This window comes from Pseudothioglobus sp. nBUS_23 (assembly GCF_051201565.1).
Taxonomy (GTDB): Bacteria; Pseudomonadota; Gammaproteobacteria; order PS1; family Pseudothioglobaceae; genus Pseudothioglobus.
The window spans coordinates 97,893-115,094 of the sequence record NZ_CP179200.1 but is presented as its reverse complement, the minus strand read 5'-3'; the positions used below and the strand labels follow the sequence as shown (position 1 = coordinate 115,094).

27 protein-coding genes are annotated in these 17,202 nt (G+C 35.6%); 12 read left to right on the top strand and 15 right to left on the bottom strand.

Annotation, left to right across the window (positions count from 1 at the left end):
* Positions 1–7 precede the first annotated feature (7 nt).
* Positions 8–700, bottom strand: a complete 693-nt coding sequence (locus ACMAZA_RS00610; protein ID WP_435189116.1) for a glutathione S-transferase family protein — start codon at positions 698–700, stop codon at positions 8–10.
* Between the two features lie 220 nt (positions 701–920).
* Here ACMAZA_RS00610 and ACMAZA_RS00605 point away from each other — a divergent pair, with 220 nt between their 5' ends.
* A complete protein-coding gene (locus tag ACMAZA_RS00605; protein ID WP_435189115.1) occupies positions 921–1,625 on the top strand; it encodes a bacteriorhodopsin-like in 705 nt (234 codons plus the stop codon).
* A gap of 79 nt (positions 1,626–1,704) precedes the next feature.
* On the opposite strand, the gene ACMAZA_RS00600 is transcribed toward ACMAZA_RS00605, so the two are convergent.
* Positions 1,705–2,490, bottom strand: coding sequence for an MORN repeat-containing protein (locus ACMAZA_RS00600; protein WP_435189114.1), 786 nt, complete (start codon positions 2,488–2,490; stop codon positions 1,705–1,707).
* A 34-nt stretch (positions 2,491–2,524) separates the two neighbouring features.
* Here ACMAZA_RS00600 and ACMAZA_RS00595 point away from each other — a divergent pair, with 34 nt between their 5' ends.
* Positions 2,525–2,644, top strand: a complete 120-nt coding sequence (locus ACMAZA_RS00595) for a DUF2256 domain-containing protein (RefSeq protein WP_435189113.1) — start codon at positions 2,525–2,527, stop codon at positions 2,642–2,644.
* 68 nt (positions 2,645–2,712) lie between these two features.
* Here ACMAZA_RS00595 and ACMAZA_RS00590 read toward each other — a convergent pair whose 3' ends face one another.
* From ACMAZA_RS00590 to ACMAZA_RS00575, 4 genes are all read right to left on the bottom strand, one after another.
* Complete coding sequence (locus tag ACMAZA_RS00590) at positions 2,713–3,081, bottom strand: hypothetical protein (RefSeq protein WP_435189111.1); 369 nt, start codon at positions 3,079–3,081, stop codon at positions 2,713–2,715.
* Positions 3,082–3,441: 360 nt separating this feature from the next.
* Positions 3,442–3,873, bottom strand: coding sequence for a tetratricopeptide repeat protein (locus tag ACMAZA_RS00585; RefSeq protein ID WP_435189110.1), 432 nt, complete (start codon positions 3,871–3,873; stop codon positions 3,442–3,444).
* A gap of 80 nt (positions 3,874–3,953) precedes the next feature.
* Positions 3,954–4,145, bottom strand: a complete 192-nt coding sequence (locus ACMAZA_RS00580; protein ID WP_435189109.1) for a hypothetical protein — start codon at positions 4,143–4,145, stop codon at positions 3,954–3,956.
* Positions 4,146–4,202: 57 nt separating this feature from the next.
* Positions 4,203–4,553, bottom strand: coding sequence for a hypothetical protein (locus ACMAZA_RS00575; protein WP_435189108.1), 351 nt, complete (start codon positions 4,551–4,553; stop codon positions 4,203–4,205).
* Between the two features lie 143 nt (positions 4,554–4,696).
* On the opposite strand from ACMAZA_RS00575, the gene ACMAZA_RS00570 reads away from it, so the two are divergent.
* From ACMAZA_RS00570 to ACMAZA_RS00555, 4 genes are all read left to right on the top strand, one after another.
* Entirely contained in the window at positions 4,697–5,116 is a 420-nt protein-coding gene (locus ACMAZA_RS00570; protein WP_435189107.1) for a hypothetical protein, read from the top strand.
* Positions 5,117–5,118: 2 nt separating this feature from the next.
* Positions 5,119–5,337 (top strand): helix-turn-helix transcriptional regulator, encoded by a 219-nt coding sequence (locus ACMAZA_RS00565; RefSeq protein WP_435189105.1) that lies wholly within the window; start codon positions 5,119–5,121, stop codon positions 5,335–5,337.
* Positions 5,338–5,356: 19 nt separating this feature from the next.
* Positions 5,357–5,548 carry a hypothetical protein gene (locus tag ACMAZA_RS00560; RefSeq protein WP_435189103.1) on the top strand — a complete coding sequence of 64 codons (192 nt, stop codon included), beginning with the start codon at positions 5,357–5,359 and terminating at the stop codon, positions 5,546–5,548.
* A 157-nt stretch (positions 5,549–5,705) separates the two neighbouring features.
* Complete coding sequence (locus tag ACMAZA_RS00555; protein WP_435189102.1) at positions 5,706–6,278, top strand: DUF4389 domain-containing protein; 573 nt, start codon at positions 5,706–5,708, stop codon at positions 6,276–6,278.
* A gap of 37 nt (positions 6,279–6,315) precedes the next feature.
* Here ACMAZA_RS00555 and ACMAZA_RS00550 read toward each other — a convergent pair whose 3' ends face one another.
* The gene (locus ACMAZA_RS00550) at positions 6,316–6,612 is read right to left on the bottom strand and encodes a transposase (protein WP_435189101.1); all 297 of its coding nucleotides are present in this window, start codon (positions 6,610–6,612) and stop codon (positions 6,316–6,318) included.
* Between the two features lie 120 nt (positions 6,613–6,732).
* Between ACMAZA_RS00550 and ACMAZA_RS00545 the strand changes: the two genes are divergently transcribed.
* From ACMAZA_RS00545 to ACMAZA_RS00535, 3 genes are read left to right on the top strand one after another with little or no spacing between them, the layout of a single operon-like run.
* Entirely contained in the window at positions 6,733–7,941 is a 1,209-nt protein-coding gene (locus ACMAZA_RS00545; RefSeq protein ID WP_435189099.1) for a hypothetical protein, read from the top strand.
* Positions 7,938–8,111 carry a hypothetical protein gene (locus tag ACMAZA_RS00540; protein WP_435189097.1) on the top strand — a complete coding sequence of 58 codons (174 nt, stop codon included), beginning with the start codon at positions 7,938–7,940 and terminating at the stop codon, positions 8,109–8,111. The genes ACMAZA_RS00545 and ACMAZA_RS00540 overlap by 4 nt, the downstream gene beginning before the upstream one ends.
* A complete protein-coding gene (locus ACMAZA_RS00535) occupies positions 8,108–8,308 on the top strand; it encodes a TIGR03643 family protein (RefSeq protein ID WP_435189095.1) in 201 nt (66 codons plus the stop codon). Before ACMAZA_RS00540 ends, ACMAZA_RS00535 begins: the two co-directional genes overlap by 4 nt.
* 30 nt (positions 8,309–8,338) lie before the next feature.
* Here ACMAZA_RS00535 and ACMAZA_RS00530 read toward each other — a convergent pair whose 3' ends face one another.
* The 4 genes from ACMAZA_RS00530 to ACMAZA_RS00515 all read right to left on the bottom strand — a co-directional run bounded on the left by ACMAZA_RS00530 (position 8,339) and on the right by ACMAZA_RS00515 (position 10,534).
* Positions 8,339–8,920: a CIA30 family protein gene (locus tag ACMAZA_RS00530; protein WP_435189093.1), complete on the bottom strand. Its 582-nt coding sequence runs from the start codon at positions 8,918–8,920 to the stop codon at positions 8,339–8,341.
* A 4-nt stretch (positions 8,921–8,924) separates the two neighbouring features.
* Positions 8,925–9,134, bottom strand: coding sequence for a hypothetical protein (locus ACMAZA_RS00525; protein ID WP_435189092.1), 210 nt, complete (start codon positions 9,132–9,134; stop codon positions 8,925–8,927).
* Positions 9,135–9,143: 9 nt separating this feature from the next.
* Positions 9,144–9,458 (bottom strand): hypothetical protein, encoded by a 315-nt coding sequence (locus ACMAZA_RS00520; RefSeq protein ID WP_435189090.1) that lies wholly within the window; start codon positions 9,456–9,458, stop codon positions 9,144–9,146.
* Positions 9,459–9,562: 104 nt separating this feature from the next.
* Entirely contained in the window at positions 9,563–10,534 is a 972-nt protein-coding gene (locus tag ACMAZA_RS00515) for a glycosyltransferase family 9 protein (RefSeq protein ID WP_435189088.1), read from the bottom strand.
* 408 nt (positions 10,535–10,942) lie between these two features.
* Here ACMAZA_RS00515 and ACMAZA_RS00510 point away from each other — a divergent pair, with 408 nt between their 5' ends.
* Entirely contained in the window at positions 10,943–11,326 is a 384-nt protein-coding gene (locus ACMAZA_RS00510) for a hypothetical protein (RefSeq protein WP_435189087.1), read from the top strand.
* 56 nt (positions 11,327–11,382) lie between these two features.
* Here ACMAZA_RS00510 and ACMAZA_RS00505 read toward each other — a convergent pair whose 3' ends face one another.
* Positions 11,383–11,571 (bottom strand): hypothetical protein, encoded by a 189-nt coding sequence (locus ACMAZA_RS00505; RefSeq protein ID WP_435189085.1) that lies wholly within the window; start codon positions 11,569–11,571, stop codon positions 11,383–11,385.
* 298 nt (positions 11,572–11,869) lie between these two features.
* On the opposite strand from ACMAZA_RS00505, the gene ACMAZA_RS00500 reads away from it, so the two are divergent.
* Positions 11,870–12,544: a peroxiredoxin-like family protein gene (locus ACMAZA_RS00500; RefSeq protein ID WP_435189083.1), complete on the top strand. Its 675-nt coding sequence runs from the start codon at positions 11,870–11,872 to the stop codon at positions 12,542–12,544.
* An 81-nt stretch (positions 12,545–12,625) separates the two neighbouring features.
* The gene (locus tag ACMAZA_RS00495; protein WP_435189082.1) at positions 12,626–12,952 is read left to right on the top strand and encodes a DUF2200 domain-containing protein; all 327 of its coding nucleotides are present in this window, start codon (positions 12,626–12,628) and stop codon (positions 12,950–12,952) included.
* Positions 12,953–13,006: 54 nt separating this feature from the next.
* Here the strand turns inward: ACMAZA_RS00495 and ACMAZA_RS00490 are convergent, their stop codons facing one another.
* The 3 genes from ACMAZA_RS00490 to ACMAZA_RS00480 form a co-directional block, all read right to left on the bottom strand.
* Positions 13,007–14,578 carry an FG-GAP repeat domain-containing protein gene (locus tag ACMAZA_RS00490; protein ID WP_435189080.1) on the bottom strand — a complete coding sequence of 524 codons (1,572 nt, stop codon included), beginning with the start codon at positions 14,576–14,578 and terminating at the stop codon, positions 13,007–13,009.
* A gap of 85 nt (positions 14,579–14,663) precedes the next feature.
* Positions 14,664–14,894, bottom strand: a complete 231-nt coding sequence (locus ACMAZA_RS00485) for a peptidase (protein ID WP_435190507.1) — start codon at positions 14,892–14,894, stop codon at positions 14,664–14,666.
* Between the two features lie 87 nt (positions 14,895–14,981).
* On the bottom strand, positions 14,982–17,123 hold the full coding sequence (locus tag ACMAZA_RS00480) for a hypothetical protein (RefSeq protein ID WP_435189078.1): 2,142 nt from the start codon (positions 17,121–17,123) through the stop codon (positions 14,982–14,984).
* Positions 17,124–17,202 lie beyond the last annotated feature (79 nt).

Sequence of the window (17,202 nt, the reverse complement as noted above, 5' to 3'; positions counted from 1 at the left end):
TTAATCGCTAAATTGAATCAGGAACATGGTAGTTATACTCGCCAGTTGATGACTGATCATATGCATAGGTTAGTCTTTTCCACTCCTGAACCTTTGGCATTCTACCCATTGCATTGTAGAGGCTTGTAAGCCTTTCAAAAGGCTTTGACAGATCATGAGGTATCCCATCAAGAACGCCCTGTGCAATCCATCCAAGCAAACTCCAAACTGCGATATCTGCAACTGTCATCTCATCCCCTACAAACCAGCCAGAATCATTTTCCTCAAGGATCCTTTCTAGATATCCAAAATATTTTGGCAAAGCATCACTGCTCAGATCATCACGCATTCGTTTCTTAAGCTCTGGATCACTTTCTCGCATAGAAGGATTAATAAGTACATTAATGTCAGTTACCGTATCAATCACTTGGTCAACCTTTCCAGCCTCAATAATATCCGTTGGATACATCCCAGCTATCTTCCCACAAATCCTAGAAATAGCTCCTGTTTGGGCAATACTTTCTCCCTCAATCACTAGAACAGGTAATTGCCTAAATGGAATGAGGGTTCCATCACTTAGCATGCCATTTTCCTTTAGATAACTATTGTCTTCGCTGGTAATTCTAAAATCTTCGAACTCAATATCTGAGATAAATAAACATAGTCTTGCAATCTCTGCACGCCAGAAAGGCATGTCAAAATAAATCAGTTTTAGCTGCATTTTTATGACTCCAAAGTGAAATTTTATAATAATATCAATTACTTATTAAGATCGATTTTACACATGAAAATAGATATTTTTGAATTGAATAAACATCAATAAAAACCTTACTTTTAGTGTGTATTTTTATATTGGTTTTTTGTTGGTATAATCCGCAATTGTAGATAAAGGGGCTACATGTAACATTTAATTTTTTATCTTTTAAGTTAAGGAGTTTTGCATGGAACATTTTTTACAAGACGGCGATTTTGTCGGCGTTTCTTTCTGGATTGTCTCTGTAGCTATGGTTGCTGCAACTGTGTTCTTTTTTTATGAAGGAATGGCAGTAAAAAAGGAGTGGAGACTTTCAATGACAGTTGCTGGACTAGTAACATTAGTTGCAGGTGTTCATTATCTCTACATGAGAGACTACTGGGTTGCTTCGCTCATCGCTGGTGAGGCTCAGTCTCCAATTGTCTACCGATACATTGATTGGCTAATTACAGTGCCTCTATTAATGATTGAATTCTTTATTATTCTTAAGGCCGTAGGTGCTGCAGTTTCCTCTAGCTCGTTCTGGAGACTTCTCATAGGTACCCTGGTCATGCTCATTGGTGGTTACCTTGGTGAAGCAGGCGTTATGTCAGCAAGCCTAGGATTCATTATTGGTATGATTGGTTGGGCTGTTATCATCTGGGAAATCTTTGGTGGAGAGGCAAGTAAAGCCGCAGAGGCTAATGCTGGTGTGAAAGCAGCTTTCAATGCGCTGAGACTTATCGTGCTCGTTGGCTGGGCAATTTATCCATTAGGATACATTTTCGGCTACATGATGGGCTCCGTAGATAACGGCACTCTGAATATCGTATATAACCTTGCGGATTTTGTTAACAAAATCCTATTTGGTTTGATTATTTGGAATGTTGCTGTTAAAGAATCAGAAGCCTAAAACTCTTCTTGATTTAAAGCTAAATAAAGCCCTCATTATTGAGGGCTTTTTTATTGTGTTTTATAAATTTTTTTAATAGCTAACTTCCAACAAAAGCATTCTCTTTAAATAATCCTCTTAATCTTCGCCCATCATTTAAATAAATCATCTCGCCTTTACCATGACGCATGTCATTTAGCCACTCACCTTCATAACGACTGCCTTCCTGATACTTTGCACCATCCTGATATATCATAACTCCATAGCCATTGCGCTGGTTATTGAGAAACCCGCCTTCATATCTCCTTCCATCAGGATAGACCATAATTCCTTGCCCAGACATAATCCCGTTTACAAAGTTTCCAGTATAGGTCTGCCCATCAACATAACTAAAAAAACCAGTCCCGTTCGCTCTGTCATTTTTCCATGATCCTTCATAGCGACTATTTTGTTGATAAATGCCCGCATCATTGAATGTCATAATGCCAAAGCCTTCACGTTTATTCTTTCGATAGCTGCCTGCATAACTTAAACCATTTGGATAAATCATAACTCCATAGCCTTCAATCATTCCATCGTGAAAGTCACCTTCATAGCTTTGGCCGTTGACATGTTTGAAAAATCCTTGGCCACTTGGCTTGTTATTGGCGAATTCACCAACATATTTTGAGCCTGCTTTGAAGGCATAAATTCCTTTTCCATGCATGCAAGATTCCACATCAAAGCCAATAAGACATTCTTCTACCTGTCCTCTGTATAGACTCCCATCAGAAAACTCCATTAGGACAACGTCATTTATATTTTCAAGATATGCATCATTAAAACTAGCGCATGATATGCCGGGAACTAAAATAATGGATAGCGCCACTATGAATTTTCTTTTCATAGTAGAATTATATTTCAAACTTATGGAATGTAAGATGAAACCTGAAAAAATGTGTAAAACTTGTGGAAAGCCCTTTGCCTGGAGAAAGAAATGGAGAAAGGATTGGGAGCATGTTCTATATTGCAGTGAGAGATGCAGAAGAAACAAGCCTTAGTGTGACCTCGCTCTCTCAACTGAAAAAAGGCCCTAAGTATTAGAGCCTTAATCTTATTTTTTTAAATTTTATCTAGATTTCCAATAAAATAAAATTGCTAAAACGACATCAGGGGCAATATTGCCAATGATGTTGGCCGCACCAGCTGGAAATGCGCCCGTACTTATTTGAAACAAAGTTAAGGGCACCCATAGTGCATGCAGAATGGCAAAAAACATACCCACTGACTTGATATTTTCACTGGCCCAGCTAGGCATTTGCCAACTAATATAGGCCATACCCAAAGCCATTAACGACATGCCTCTCATAATATCCTCTGCAATAGCACTCGCTTCAACATTGAAGCTTCCCATTAACGCACCAGGTGCAAGCAGCATCATAGCTCCAAAAAAGGTAAATAAAGCAGCCTGAAGTCTAAAAACTAAAGATAAACTCATAGTGTTCCCCTTATTATTGAATGGAATTTTATTATGCCACAGATAAATCTACTAAGTCAAAAATGAATTCATCACTTAAAAAAAATAGGTTCATTATGGCTTATAAATTTAGTATACTAATTTCAATGGCAGGGACAAATTTAAAAATTACTTTCTCCTAAAGCGATTATTAAATGCTCTTCTTTTTTTGTGGAAATAAATCCCTGCCATTTAACTCAATGTTAAAGATTCAATCAGAGTTAGTAACTAGCTAGAGAGAATACAGCAAGACTTTCAAAGCCGACGCGTCTTAATAGCTTTGATGTGAGAATTCTTGCTGCGGGTCTTTCATACCAATCTCACTTTGGCTTATTAGAGTATTTAAATTTTGTCTAATTCATTCAAGGTGTAAAGCTCTTTAGCAACCTTGCTATATTTTTCATAGGTGCTATTAATAGCTTTTTCAAGCCATTTTTTTGCCTCAATAAGATCCCTATTTACACCAATACCACCGATGTAAGAAGCGCCAATCGAAAACTGTGCAGGAGCATAACCAAGATTTGCCGATTTCATCCACCAATCAAAGCCAGCTTCATCGCTCTGAACTACCCACATTCCCTCTTTCATGTACATCGTACCAAATTCATACATCGCTCTAGGATGGCCTCTAGTTGCTAGTTGGCTTATTTTGAAAAGCTCTTTGGCAGCTTTTTCGTACTCACCAGCTTGATCGAATGCAATAGCTCTCTTCAAGTCAGCATGAACCCCAAGAGAAAGAATTGTTAAAATAACCAATACTAATTTTTTCATCATTCACATTCTAGAGATGTGAAATGAAGATTACATGTAGATTATGAGTTCTTTAGATAAAGAATTTTATTTCAAAGGAGGCTCTAACCACAGGTGCCTCCAAAACGACTCCGAATAATAATTTCCTTTGCCACAGAGGAGCTTATATTAAATTTACGCGCCAAATACTCTAAGCTTTTATGTTGATAGGTGTAAAGCATCACCATCATATAGATTTCATCATCATTAACAGGTGATTTATTTAAATGCTGAAATGATTTTTGACCTCTTGCCATAATAGCATTAGTGTAATGAGATTTATTTGGTAAGTCTAATCAATAAAAAAGAAATCTTTAGAATGTCCTATCGATTGTTATTGATTTTTCTTCACCAAGAGTATCAATCTTAAAATTTGTACCTGAGCGCGTTGAATAGACTGGCCCCTTTCCTCTTAGCATCCTATTCCACTTTTGAAGTTTAATAGCTCTAGCAGATGCTTTATTGATCAAAATTTCTGATTCATCAATTGCAATACCATCTTCGCAGATAATTGCTCTTTCATTTATTTGAGATAACACCTCTTCAGAGATTGGAGGGTCTTTAGCAAACATACAAAGCTGATTATCACTAAAACCACTGACCTCGAGAGCAGCATATGCAATTTTTAAAGTTAAAGTGAGAGAAATAAATAGGGCTGCTTTCATTATTAAATAATTATAAGTCACTAGGAACTATATCTTAATTTTTTTAAAAAAATATAGTGTATGTTTTTTTTTACATTAAGTAAAATATTTATAACATTATGTATGGTATACTTTACATTTTTAAGAACAATTTACAAAAACTAATGAACATAAAAATTAGAAATACTTTAGCTGAAATAACTGGAGCATCACTTGCGATGATTTGGATGTGGCTTAACCTAACAGAGGCCTCATTAATGACTATTCAAGCTGTTTCTAAAGTTCTAGCCCAGGGAATTGGAGGCAGTATTATTCTAATTATTGCTCTTCATATCATCTTCAATATACTGTCTTCAATTATCACAGGACAATACGAAGAAGATATTGATGATGAAAGAGATAAAATTTTTGAACTCTATGCACTTCAAGTGAGTAGTGCAATTTTTGGAATATCAATTGTAGCTACTCTTGTCTTATTGGGATGGTTTAATCTTACAATCATTTCAGGCCTTATTGCTATCACTTTTTCAGGATTTATAGCAAGTATTTTGAGTCTACTATTAAAGATTTACCTCTACAGGTAGAGATGTTTAAGAAAAAAATTCAAATTAAAAATGCAGTGAGAAAGCTCAGATTTAATAACGATGAGATGACTCAACAGCAGCTAGCAGAAGAAGTTGGTGTGTCACGACAGACTATCGTCGCCATTGAAAAATACAAATACACCCCATCATTAGATCTAGCGTTTAAGATTGCGCTAGCTTTTGATAGGGAGATACAAGAAGTTTTTTTTATAAACCAGTAATTTTTATCAGGAGGAAGTAATGGAAATATCAGAGCTAGATCCAAATATAAAAGGCACTCAAGAGGAGCTCATAAGGCATCAAGAAAAAACTCGAAAATTTAAAGAATATGTGCAGGGTTTATTTATTGATCTCTATACTCAAGATGAATTTAATAGAAGGGTAGACGCAATATTTAACGAAACATTTAAGAGGAATCAAAATGATAAATGATGAAAATCATCTCATACAACAAATAAATAGTATTGATGATAATTTAGAAAAACTTGAACGAAACTCTAATAGAAATAGTGATCAAGTAGGTCTAATATGGTTAACAATATTAGGCTATATTATCTATTTAGAATTTATTAAATAATCAGGCATAAATATGAAAGAATACCCAGTAAAGCTGAATATTGACTACTCAGAATCCTCTAATCGCCTAACGGCAATCTTTAGACTAATTCTTGTCATCCCCATTGTCATCATTCTTGCACTAATTTCAACCTATGCTGAAGCTCTGTCATTAGCTATTGCAATGATGATACTCTTTAAAGAAAAGTATCCCAAATGGTGGTTTGAATGGCATATTGGTATCACTAAATTTACCTACAGAATCGCTGCATATGTTTTTCTCATGAGGGATGAGTACCCGTCAACAGATCACGATCAATCAGTTCAGATTGACGTTCCTTACCCTGACGTTAAAAATGATTTAAAGAGATGGATGCCACTTGTTAAATGGATACTGGTTATCCCTCACATCATTATTCTTATCTTCCTCTTTATCGGAGTTGTACTCTCTACAATTTTTGCATTAATAGCCATTTTATTTACAGGAAAATATCCTAAAAGCATCTTTAACTTTGTTGAGGGTTTTTTAAGATGGACACTGAGAGTGAGTGCATTTGCTCTTCTATTAACAACAGACGAGTATCCGCCATTTCGTTTGAGTGATTAATCTAAATATTAAAATACAATGCTATGCTAGAAATAAATTAATAGGAATAAGACTTATCTTTGTCAGGGCTGACTTCTTTAATTAGATCTGGATCAGGTGAAGGGAAAACTGTTCCACTCTCTAATGAAAGATTTACTTCAGTAGGCAAAGAGGCAACTTCAACGCTGCCATAACAGAGTATTTCTCTTTTCTCCACTTCTTTTTGAATATATTCAGGCGTGCTAGCAGAGTCCATCCATCCACACAGATCATCATTAGACCAGTCATCAAGATATGCCGCATAAATTTTGCTAGTGAAACCTACAGCCAGGAAAGTTACTAATATTTTTTTCATCAAAATGGGTTTTTATTAAAAAAACATCAAATATATGCTAATTTATTTTTTTTTAAATGTAAATTATGTGTTTTCTAAATGAAAATCTTATTTCAAGTGTAACTTTTTTCAGCAAAGCTAATGATTGAATTATCACGTAAAAAATTTGATGGTGAAATGAAGCTAACTGTTACTCGTGCACCCACTCAAGAGACAATAAAAGAGCTAAGGCATGAGCTAGGACTTGTTAAAAATATTGTTGATTACTGGAAAGAAAAATCAGATAAAAGAGCCTTTGGAAAAATTAAAAATGAAAATATTTCTTTTGAAAAGTGGAGAGAAATATATTCACAACATGGGTGGATTGAGATCTCAGATTATCATTGCTTTTATAATCCTAAAAGCATCTCAATTGAAAATGAGACTATTACAGCCCATCCGTCAGTAGAAGGTAACAGTGATAATGAGCAAAGCGGCACCTGGACATCCTATGAACTTGACAAGTCTTATTCAACATTTTTTAAGGTCTGGAATAAATACTATCAAAAATGGGAATTTAGGCTCAACAAATTAGAGAAAGAGCGCTTTGATATGAGGAGAGTTTCTCAAACACAAGCCACAAGAATAGAAGAGGCACTCTTTGTGCTTCTTGGGTTGAGTCCATCGGTTCAAGGCACAACAGGCTTTGAAAACTTCAGTCTCAGTGAAAGGCTGTTTGAGACTGACAGTGTCGAGTATCAAGACTACCAAGGAAACAAACTGCTAGTCAACAGCAACTTATATTCCAATGATGGCTATGGGCACTTGGAATGGTATTTGAAACAAAAAGAGGAATATGTCCTCATTGAAAGATTAGCCACAAGAGGTCAACCGTCAGATTTTAGTGATAGGCTCTCATCAATAAAGTTTAATGAATGGGCATATAAAAATCACTATTTAGAGGATAGGGTGCCAAAAATTAGAAACAGTGCAGATAGTCCATTTGGAGAGGGGTTTGCCTTTAAACTTTTCAGCTCTTTATTAGAGACTGGTTACATCAAAGGCACATTTGATTACAACTGGGAGTTGGCAGATGGTATGTCCTGGGCCTCACTCAATTATCTGACTTCAGAGCTTGTTAACAGAAATCTAATTCAAACAACTAGCCCCTTTGAAGATATTAAAAAATACATTCACTATGGGTCAGCTTACCCTCTAAAGGATCAAGCAATACTAACATCACCTGATGTTTTGAGTCATACAAATGATGATAAGATTTTTCTTCAGGAGTGCGATTTAATAGACTCTGCACTGATTAATGTTGAACCAGACAAAGCAATAGAAAACAAAACATATAAGGAGAAGCAATGAAAATACTTGATTTATTAGATGCAGCGTTAGTATTGGTAGATCTCGAGGTCAATCTTGGAGATAACAAACAAAACAGTCCGACTCTTTGCGCCAAATACAATGGAAAAATTATTCCCCTCAATACGCCTGATGGAAGGCCAATACTAATGAACGTAGATAATGCCATATGATTAATATCAATGAGGTTATTGAGATGGCTTGGAGCGATGATGTCACTTTCTCAGATATTGAAAAAGAGATTGGAATCAAAGAGCCAGAAGTTAAACGTATTATGCAGGCAAATCTTAGGCCTAATTCTTATAAGCTTTGGCGAAAAAGGGTTCGCTGGATCAAAGAAAAGAAGAAGAAATCTAACAATTTCCTTTAAGCTAGTTGAGTGATTTTGCCCAACTAATTGTTAATAAAAACTAATTTCAGAGACTGATACATCGGACCTGAAATCGCGACCATAGGCAACAACAGAGAAATCTCTTATCTGATTAACTTCTAGACCTCTCTGTCTGTATTTTGAGCTTTTAAATTTGTTAAAAGGTAAATCCACTTGCTGCCAATTAGGACTTGTTTCAAATGTGTGATAATAATAGTCGCTCGGAGACCAGGTTAAATAAGTTCTAATCATGACATGATAAGTCTCGCCATTCCCCCTAACATTAAGCCTAACCCCTTCAAGGCCTTTGCCCTCTTTATTAGCTTTATGGATTAATTGGAACATCTCCGGTTTATTGAATAATGATACTTTTGATCTAAATTGAACAAATCCTCCATTATTCTTTGTGCTTACATCACCAGTAAGTCTTAAATAAAACATATCTCCATCTTGCATTAATGAAGTACTCCCTTTAGATACACCCCCCATCACTTGATCACTCTGATATTTCCATTCTTTTGCCATCTTTGGCTCAATAGGAAATTCAAGAATGTCTTGGGCATAAGTAACTGATTGAGTAAGAACTAACAAAACTAACAGTATTGCTTTCATTCTTTTACCACCAGGAAAGCACTCTACCATTTCCAGCAATAATAAGAACACATGTAACCACATGAAGAACAATCCAAAACGTTCTAAAGAGGAGAGCTTTCTTCACATCTGTTTGGGCAATAGGTAAAAACTCGGGCTTATCTTCATCATTAAGACCGATTGGCATCCCAACTGTTCTAGCCCAAACCCTTAAGAATCTTCTTTGTCCACTCATCGCTATTTTTTATAATTTAACCCTGTAATTGAAAATGAACCTTATGCCGCTCTCTGAATTTTTGTTGGAGCCATTATTAGATGAAGGTGAAGGAAATACTGTTCCATGTTCTGCGGCATAGGGTTCTTGAATAGAGTTATCGCTTACATCAAGATTTGAAAAACATGCTAGCTCTCTGACCTCTATCTCAAATAAAATTGGGTCTGGCACTGAGACAGCCTCAACCCACCTGCAGAGGTCCTCATTAGACCAATCATCAAGATTGTTTGCTAATGAAACACCAAAAAGACAACTAATAAATACTAATAAATATTTAATTTTCATAAGTCAATTCTAAAAGATTGCACAAGAAAGCTAGTGAAGAAATGGAGTTTTTTAGATAAAGAGTAAAAACTTTCAAAGATATAGCAACATATCTCTAAAGAAGGTTATGCAGAATCTTTAATTAATTCTGAAGCATAATTACCAATAATCTGAATATCAATTCCTTTGAGACTATCTGGATACTTAGAAAAAACTACCTTATTGCATTCTGAAATTGGATGCCAAATATTAAAAAGTGGCATATTATTTCTATAAATTGATACAAGAGGCTTATTGAAAGCACAAGCTATGTGAACAACAGATGTGTCAGGAGAAATAATCAGATCAAGACTATCAATAATTGCCGCTAGGTCATGAATAGACTTAGTGGGATAGCTTGGAAATGTGTTTGAAGAACTTTCTTTGGGTATTAACTTTTTAATTGAGTCTAGCTCATCTGGCTTATGAATTAAGATAATTATCAAATTATTGAATCTTGAGTGAAGATTCATAATAATACTTTTTACATCTTCATCGGTGATTCTTTTTTCAGCACTGGAACCCTCAATATTAAAACCAATAAAAAAATTTTCTCTATCAAACGACGAAAGAAATGATAATGCCTCAGATTTGTTAATTTCTGGGTAGAAGACATCATAAGATTTGTCTGTAGCTTTAATATTCATCAATCTTAGTACGTCTAAACATGTATCACGCTGATGAGTAAGTTTTGAGTTGGTATAGTGATCATATGGCTCAATATCTTGAGGACCCATACCATATCTTCCGACACATTTACTAACTGCAATAATGCAGTTTGGTTTAACAATTTTTAGCAAAATAATAATCTTTGACACTACTTGATATTCTAGCTCTATTGCAAGATCAAAATTTATTTTGCGGAGTTGAAGCAAAAGTGGCATTAATTTTTGCCATTGATTTTTATATATATGAACTTCATCAATATAAGGGTTACAGATTGCAATTTCTTTATTAACCTCGCTAGCCAATACGTGTATTTTTGATTTGGGGTATGATTTTCTAATTTCACGTATTATGGGGCTGCAAACCACCATATCTCCAATTTTTTGATTCATCAAAATTAAGATTTTTTGTGATTTATCTAGGTTTATTGATCTCGACTTTTTTCGACTAATAAACTTTAAAAAACTTGCTTTGAAAAAATAACTTATTTTCATAAAGTATAAAAAATTTAAAATAAGACACATGGAAATATATTGTGACTTTACTATAGATTAAAAATATACCAGAGATAGTGTATATTCCATTCTTATAAAGAAATAGAGTGGAGTAAATAATTCCTAGCTATTTAAAAATTTGACAACATAACTCACTTAAATTTGAATAAAAAACTTTATATTGCTATAATTTTTACTACAGCTTTTATCCTCTATATATCTCTGGTGTTAAATCCGGCATCTGGGTGCTTTAGGCTTGAAAGTGGCTCAAATTCCCTAGGCCTATCTTTTTCTTACACCTTGACAATGGTTCAAGATTTCTTTGCTGCTAGAAATCAGGAGCAGCTACATTGCTACAGCCAGTTTCTCAAAGTCTGGGATATCATTTTTGCTATGATTTATACGTTAATGTATGGCTCTTGGATTTTGTATCTGCTTAATAAGAAAATTTATTTAGTGATTCCAATACTTGGAATGATTGCAGATTGGTCCGAGAACTTTTCTGAAATTTTGATGATTCAAAGCTATGTGACTTCTGGCTCAATAACCCAATCATTAGTTTCCCTTGGCTCGGGGATAAACTCCTTCAAATGGATTATGTCGAGCCTAACCTATGTGCTAGTCATCATTGGAATAATCGTTGCGATAAGATCATTTTTAATGAAAAAAAATCGAGTTAGATATTTGTGACAGCGACATACATAAAAACTGTCAAGAACAAATAGCCTACAACCGTCAACAAGTTTTTAAATAATCTCATTTCCTCTCAGCCCATCTTTTAGAAAGGAAAGGTTATCAAGGTAAGCGTCTTTAAGATGGTTGTCCATCATTGACTCCATTTTTCTAAGCTCTTTAAATTCTGTTTCTAATGCTCTTTTAGACTTTCGCCTATGGTTTGGAGAGCCATTTTTTGTGTTATATTTTGCAAGTGTCATTATTTAAATCCTTAAATTTAATATTGTACAAACCTAGCAATAAAGCTAACCATCACGTACATAAAACTGAGCATAAATGCCATACATGCAGTTATCCAGAGGACTAATTTAGTTTCCATAAATCGTTTTTTATTGGTTAATCATTTTAAAAAAAATCAAATTTTAATTTGGCAGAAATAAAGTTAGATGAAGATTAGATATAGTTTAGATAAAGAATCCTATTTTCGTTTTACGAAACCTGAGATGAATTTTTTTGAGCTATAATACAAGTGTCATAACTAGTTAAAAAGGGGTAAATATGAAATCAATAGTAGATAACCAAATCGAAGCTGCTGAAAAAGAGTGGTTAGATCTTTGGAAAAAAGGACCAACGCGTCTTCGGTGGGATAAAGTGCCGCTCCAAGTTGGGGACTTGGCTCCTGATTTTGAATTGCAAGATACATCGGGGAAATTAGTTCATTTGCAAGATTTTTGGAGTAATGGTCCAGCATTAATCATGTTCTGGAGGCATTATGGTTGTAGTTGCGGGGTTGACCGTGCCAATAGTCTAAAAAATGAATACGCGGATTACATTAAGCTGGGCGCCTCTGTCGTCGTGATTGGTCAAGGCGAGCCTGAGCGTTCAAAAGAATACAGTCAAAGAAACGGCATACCCTGCCCTGTCTTATGTGACCCAACATTTAGTGTCTATGAAGCCTATGACTTGTTGGAAGGCAAGCCTTCACAAATTGTCTATGACGCGCCTGATGAGTACCTTAATATCGATTATGAGACTGGTGCAGAATTGCAGAAGTCTCGTCACGGCACAGATGGTGGCCTGGTAGATAGCCCATGGCAGTTGCCAGGAGAATTTGTCGTTGATCAAAAAGGGATAATTCAGCTTGCTCACCGCTATCAGCATTGCGAAGATTGGCCTACTTCATCAATGCTTATTCCGGCTATCAAGGAAGCAATCTGGGAAAATAAACTGTAGTTAAAGTCCAAATTTAGTTTGATACCCTAAGACAGTCCAACTTCGTTTGATAATATGTCCCAAGCACACCACATTTATAAAATGAGCTTTGCAAGTATTTACCCACTGTACATTCAAAAAGCAGAGAGAAAAGGACGCCTAAAGACTGAAGTGAATCAGATTATCCAATGGCTAACAGGCTACAACGAAAAAGAACTTGGAGAACAATTAAAACAAGAGGTTGATTTTGAAACCTTTATTAAAGAAGCGCCCCAATTAAATCCTTGTCGCACTCTAATTCAGGGTGTTGTATGTGGGGTTAGAGTAGAGGACATCAAAGAGTCTACTATGCAAGAAATCCGATACTTAGATAAGATGATTGACGAGCTTGCCAGTGGAAAAGTGATGGAAAAAATTCTACGCCAATAATTATCAGGTACATAACTAAAGTCCAAATTTCGTTTGATGTGTGAGGGAGGTTAATTACTGACCAAGTTCTGCTTCTAGTTCAGCTTCAAACGCTGCGATTTCATCTTCAATCGATTGCTCAGTTTCATTTTCTGTTGCCTTATCAGCTTTTTCAGCGATACGTTTGAGATTAGCTGCTAAGGCTTCTCTATAACTTTTAGCTTTAGCTTCTTCTTCTGCGGCAAGTTCTTCTAATACTTTTTTAGGTATTACTACACTGCTATCATCTAACATTTCATAAAGTCCTAATGATTTAGGTGACGGTCTATCATCTGGCTTAATCATTGTAAAATCAAAATTACCGTTGTTTATAAAAACTGTTCCATCAGTCAAATGAGATTTTGAAGCAAGATACAAATCATAATCACCATCAGAATCTAAATCATTGAATAGAATAGACATGATAAAAACACTAAAGTTACTATCTACTGGAAAGATTCCATGGTCCTTAAACTTCTTGTTACCTAAGTTTTCTATAATTTGTATCGCAGCTCCTTTAATTGATTTTTTATTCCTACCATAAACTATGTCCATATCACCGTCATTGTCTAAATCCCAGGCCGATACTTCAGATATTCCCCCCCATACTTTGTGTTGCTTAAGTCGGGTTATGGTATAGGGTATAAAATTTCCTTGACCATCATTCCAGTAAATTCCAGTTGGGAAACCATTGCCCCCATATTCATTACCGCCAAATATAGCATCTAAGTTGCCATCATTGTCCATATCAGCTAGCTCCAGACCAAATGCATTACTGCCGCCACATTGACGTTTTGCTAAAAACCCACTACCATCATTCATTAAACACCAAAACGTTCTCCAGTCAGTTAGCACAACATCCATATCGCCATCATTATCAATATCGCCGGTAGCCGCGCCGTGTGCATACGCTATGAAGTTATTATCACTAAGATGGGTGTTACTTGACTCGAGCCACGTTCCATTTGGCTGACTTAGATAATAACTATCACGATAACCTTGGTTTTGATGCGTCTGTCCGTGGTCTGCAATATAAATATCTAACACTTTATCATTATTATAGTCTGCGATTAGTAACTGCCTTCCAACTGACATGCCTTTATTGTCACGATTATCAATCAACAGCTCAGGCGAGTAGTTAAACTTACCATCAGCGCCGCCCATATAAAGTGCAGGTTGTGGTTTAATACCATCATCCTGCTGTTGGAGAGTACATCTATCTTGATAAGAACAGCCATAGTTTTCTGCATGCATTCCACCAGCATAGATAAGATCAGTTAGACCATCATTATTAAAATCAGCCTTAAAATATCCACCTGTTCCAGGGTATAGCACTCTTGTTGGTGGAGGATGTGATGGCGGAGCAAAGAAATTAATATTGGGATCATTCTCAATATAAATACCAGCTAATGCTTTTGTTTTTGAATTGACATTTGATGAATTAGCAGTAGATGAAGATGATTGTTTATTGCCACCACCACAGTTGAATACAAAGTAAGTGCCGTCCTCTGAAATACTCTTAATTGGCTCACTGCCATCAGGGCATGAACCCGCAAGACTTTGGACTGATAAGAAGGACAGAATTAAGAGAGGGAATAGTTTTTTCATAATCTAACTATACCTCTTAATAGGACTCAATTTGAACTAAAGTCCAAATTCCGTTTGATGTGTGAGGGAGGGGTATTAATTAATGCTAAATATAGTAATTCACTATTCCATATGTATATAACCCAGTAAAGATTATATTAATCCATTTCAATTGTTTTTCAGTATGAAGCCAAGCACAGTAAACCCAGATTAAGCAAAAAGGAAGTCCAATAAACATTGTATAAGGATACAAGTCATTGATAATGGCAATTGTGCTTAGGATACCAAGGAATAGTGCGAACCACTTTAAGTGTTGTTCGTATTTAGCAAATCGCATCATCTAAGTCTCTCCTAAAAAAAATAGGATTATATGTCAATTAGAACTAAAGTCCAAATCTCGTTTGATGTGTGAGGGAGGGAGTTTCTATTGCTTTTTTAGTTTCATATAAACTTTGAAAAAGTCTTCTATAGGAGATTCTCCCCATATTTCTTCATCTATCAGGCCTTCAAAGAAAAATTCTTCTGATTTTTGTCCCGAACTATAAATATCGAGTTTAACAGAGCCAGATACGTCTCCATTTTTATCAACTTGACCACTAAAAGTATCATACAAATCTGAATCTCCTGTTTGCAAATTTCGATTACTCTCATCAATAGTTATTTGACCATTAGATATGTTAATGATGCCATTGCCTATATCGTCAGCTTCATCCTCTGCATAACGAAACAATTCAAAACTATAGCGACCATCAAAGAGTTCTGTTGGCTTTGGTTTCTTGGAAAACTCTATCTTTAGGCGATTACCAAAGCCCCAAACTCCTGAAATTTCACCATCATTAATATTTCCATAAAGTTCGGTATATCTAAGGTCATCAATAGTATATAAATTCAAATCACCCTTAATTGAAATGTCACCATTTGATTGATACTTGACAATTAGCTTTTTTCTAACTGCTGGTGTAGGGCGAGGATCAAATTGTTTTAAGCCTTCAAATTCACCTTCGCATTGATCTAGAATGAGAGGCTCTGAGCCTACAAACTCCCACTCACCATTGCCATTCCAATGATCTCGAAACCATTTGGCCTCATATTCGCCATTAAACCCACTATCAGAAGTTGCTTTAGCACATTGATCAATTTCTTCTTGTAACTTAGCTTGACGTAAAAGTTCAATCTTTGAAGTATTAGAATTTTCTTCTAATACGTTATTACCTATATGGAGCATGTAGGGATGAACACCAAAATTAGGTGAATCATTAAAATTTGAACCCATGTAATTTTTTACATCAAAATTGTAAAGCTCTGGCATATAACGCTTCACAAATTTAGTGTGTGCTTTTACAAACTCTTTATCACCATCCTCCCAGCTATAAGCCCATCCCCCATTAGTAGTTTTTTCATATAATTGTTGTGATAAATTCTTGATCTGATCATAGGGCAGCCACAATGACCCAATATTATATTTTGCCCATTGGGCAGTCAGCTTAAAATCTTTTAATAGCCTGTAATTAAAGCTTAAATACTCATGAACTTTTGCCCCGCGAGGAAGCGTATGCTCAAAATAGTCATAACCAACTGAATCATATATCTCTGCTAATAGACTTGAGTAGTATGTGTATTCCCAAGAGTAGTTCACTGTATTACCGCCCCTTGAAGCATGATTGATATTAATACCGTCTTCATTAATAAAGGCATGCACGACATACATATCATCATGCCCTTTATCTAACAAAGTTTGGTTTTCTAATCTAAAACCAAGCATAATTTCACCCACTGCTACTTTCATTCGCACATTGCCACAGTTATTTGTGCCGGTTCGTTCACTGTAAACGCTACTAAGATCATTAATATCACATTTAATGCGCGGTCCATTGTAGTCACGACTTATCGGGAGAAATTTTTGCTCCATTAGTTTCTTAGTCATGTAATCATCTACCCGTTGACGCTCCTCTGGCGTGTATGCTATTTCGTCATACCAGAATGCATAAGACTGGGCAAATGTGCCAATGGCTGATGGGATATTGTAGCCTGCAACAGAATGTTTGATTTCATGGGTTTCAACCTCATAAGGCACAACAAACATTGGATCTTTTGAAGCTGAGGCCCAGGACAGTAAAATGTCACCTAGTATTTGTGGGTTATTTGAAGACGCTGCATGAAGGTATGATTGACAATGCGCAAAAATTCTTGCTGAAGGATTATCACCTGGATAAGGGTTTACGCTCGTAAATCTCTCACTACAATTTCTGTCAACATATTGATCATAAATACTTTCATTTTTCCATCTGGGAATTGGAACCAGCTTAGCATATTCTTTTACAGACTCCCAATCAGCAATGGGCTCCCAATCCTTTACCACTTTGATTTCTTTAAGCTTGTCTGGAAGTAGTTTGCTAGAGCGAGGGCTTGAATCTTCAGAAGTTGAAACTGGCTCTGAGCAGTTAAATACATAATAAGTACCATCATCGGAAATACTCCTTACTGGCTCACTGCCATCAGGGCATGATGAGGCAAATCCTTGAATTGAATACAAAGACAGCACAAAAATAAATAATATTTTTTTCATTAAGTAGGATGAGATAAATAGAAAGTTAAATTATAGTTCAAAAGGAATTCAAATTTCGTTTGATGTGTAAGTGAGGAAG

What these genes read in the sequence shown, in the direction of transcription:
- ACMAZA_RS00585 (WP_435189110.1), bottom strand. Translation starts at nt 3,873, where the DNA reads ATGATGAAAAAATTAGTATTGGTTATTTTAACAATTCTTTCTCTTGGG.
- ACMAZA_RS00550 (WP_435189101.1), bottom strand. Translation starts at nt 6,612, where the DNA reads ATGAAAAAAATATTAGTAACTTTCCTGGCTGTAGGTTTCACTAGCAAA.
- ACMAZA_RS00530 (WP_435189093.1), bottom strand. Translation starts at nt 8,920, where the DNA reads ATGAAAGCAATACTGTTAGTTTTGTTAGTTCTTACTCAATCAGTTACT.
- ACMAZA_RS00545 (WP_435189099.1), top strand. Translation starts at nt 6,733, where the DNA reads ATGATTGAATTATCACGTAAAAAATTTGATGGTGAAATGAAGCTAACT.
- ACMAZA_RS00610 (WP_435189116.1), bottom strand. Translation starts at nt 700, where the DNA reads ATGCAGCTAAAACTGATTTATTTTGACATGCCTTTCTGGCGTGCAGAG.
- ACMAZA_RS00535 (WP_435189095.1), top strand. Translation starts at nt 8,108, where the DNA reads ATGATTAATATCAATGAGGTTATTGAGATGGCTTGGAGCGATGATGTC.
- ACMAZA_RS00525 (WP_435189092.1), bottom strand. Translation starts at nt 9,134, where the DNA reads ATGAGTGGACAAAGAAGATTCTTAAGGGTTTGGGCTAGAACAGTTGGG.
- ACMAZA_RS00595 (WP_435189113.1), top strand. Translation starts at nt 2,525, where the DNA reads ATGAAACCTGAAAAAATGTGTAAAACTTGTGGAAAGCCCTTTGCCTGG.
- ACMAZA_RS00560 (WP_435189103.1), top strand. Translation starts at nt 5,357, where the DNA reads ATGGAAATATCAGAGCTAGATCCAAATATAAAAGGCACTCAAGAGGAG.
- ACMAZA_RS00510 (WP_435189087.1), top strand. Translation starts at nt 10,943, where the DNA reads ATGGTTCAAGATTTCTTTGCTGCTAGAAATCAGGAGCAGCTACATTGC.
- ACMAZA_RS00490 (WP_435189080.1), bottom strand. Translation starts at nt 14,578, where the DNA reads ATGAAAAAACTATTCCCTCTCTTAATTCTGTCCTTCTTATCAGTCCAA.
- ACMAZA_RS00580 (WP_435189109.1), bottom strand. Translation starts at nt 4,145, where the DNA reads ATGGCAAGAGGTCAAAAATCATTTCAGCATTTAAATAAATCACCTGTT.
- ACMAZA_RS00600 (WP_435189114.1), bottom strand. Translation starts at nt 2,490, where the DNA reads ATGAAAAGAAAATTCATAGTGGCGCTATCCATTATTTTAGTTCCCGGC.
- ACMAZA_RS00500 (WP_435189083.1), top strand. Translation starts at nt 11,870, where the DNA reads ATGAAATCAATAGTAGATAACCAAATCGAAGCTGCTGAAAAAGAGTGG.
- ACMAZA_RS00505 (WP_435189085.1), bottom strand. Translation starts at nt 11,571, where the DNA reads ATGACACTTGCAAAATATAACACAAAAAATGGCTCTCCAAACCATAGG.
- ACMAZA_RS00575 (WP_435189108.1), bottom strand. Translation starts at nt 4,553, where the DNA reads ATGAAAGCAGCCCTATTTATTTCTCTCACTTTAACTTTAAAAATTGCA.
- ACMAZA_RS00485 (WP_435190507.1), bottom strand. Translation starts at nt 14,894, where the DNA reads ATGCGATTTGCTAAATACGAACAACACTTAAAGTGGTTCGCACTATTC.
- ACMAZA_RS00555 (WP_435189102.1), top strand. Translation starts at nt 5,706, where the DNA reads ATGAAAGAATACCCAGTAAAGCTGAATATTGACTACTCAGAATCCTCT.
- ACMAZA_RS00515 (WP_435189088.1), bottom strand. Translation starts at nt 10,534, where the DNA reads ATGAATCAAAAAATTGGAGATATGGTGGTTTGCAGCCCCATAATACGT.
- ACMAZA_RS00605 (WP_435189115.1), top strand. Translation starts at nt 921, where the DNA reads ATGGAACATTTTTTACAAGACGGCGATTTTGTCGGCGTTTCTTTCTGG.
- ACMAZA_RS00480 (WP_435189078.1), bottom strand. Translation starts at nt 17,123, where the DNA reads ATGAAAAAAATATTATTTATTTTTGTGCTGTCTTTGTATTCAATTCAA.
- ACMAZA_RS00520 (WP_435189090.1), bottom strand. Translation starts at nt 9,458, where the DNA reads ATGAAAATTAAATATTTATTAGTATTTATTAGTTGTCTTTTTGGTGTT.
- ACMAZA_RS00570 (WP_435189107.1), top strand. Translation starts at nt 4,697, where the DNA reads ATGAACATAAAAATTAGAAATACTTTAGCTGAAATAACTGGAGCATCA.
- ACMAZA_RS00590 (WP_435189111.1), bottom strand. Translation starts at nt 3,081, where the DNA reads ATGAGTTTATCTTTAGTTTTTAGACTTCAGGCTGCTTTATTTACCTTT.
- ACMAZA_RS00565 (WP_435189105.1), top strand. Translation starts at nt 5,119, where the DNA reads ATGTTTAAGAAAAAAATTCAAATTAAAAATGCAGTGAGAAAGCTCAGA.
- ACMAZA_RS00540 (WP_435189097.1), top strand. Translation starts at nt 7,938, where the DNA reads ATGAAAATACTTGATTTATTAGATGCAGCGTTAGTATTGGTAGATCTC.
- ACMAZA_RS00495 (WP_435189082.1), top strand. Translation starts at nt 12,626, where the DNA reads ATGAGCTTTGCAAGTATTTACCCACTGTACATTCAAAAAGCAGAGAGA.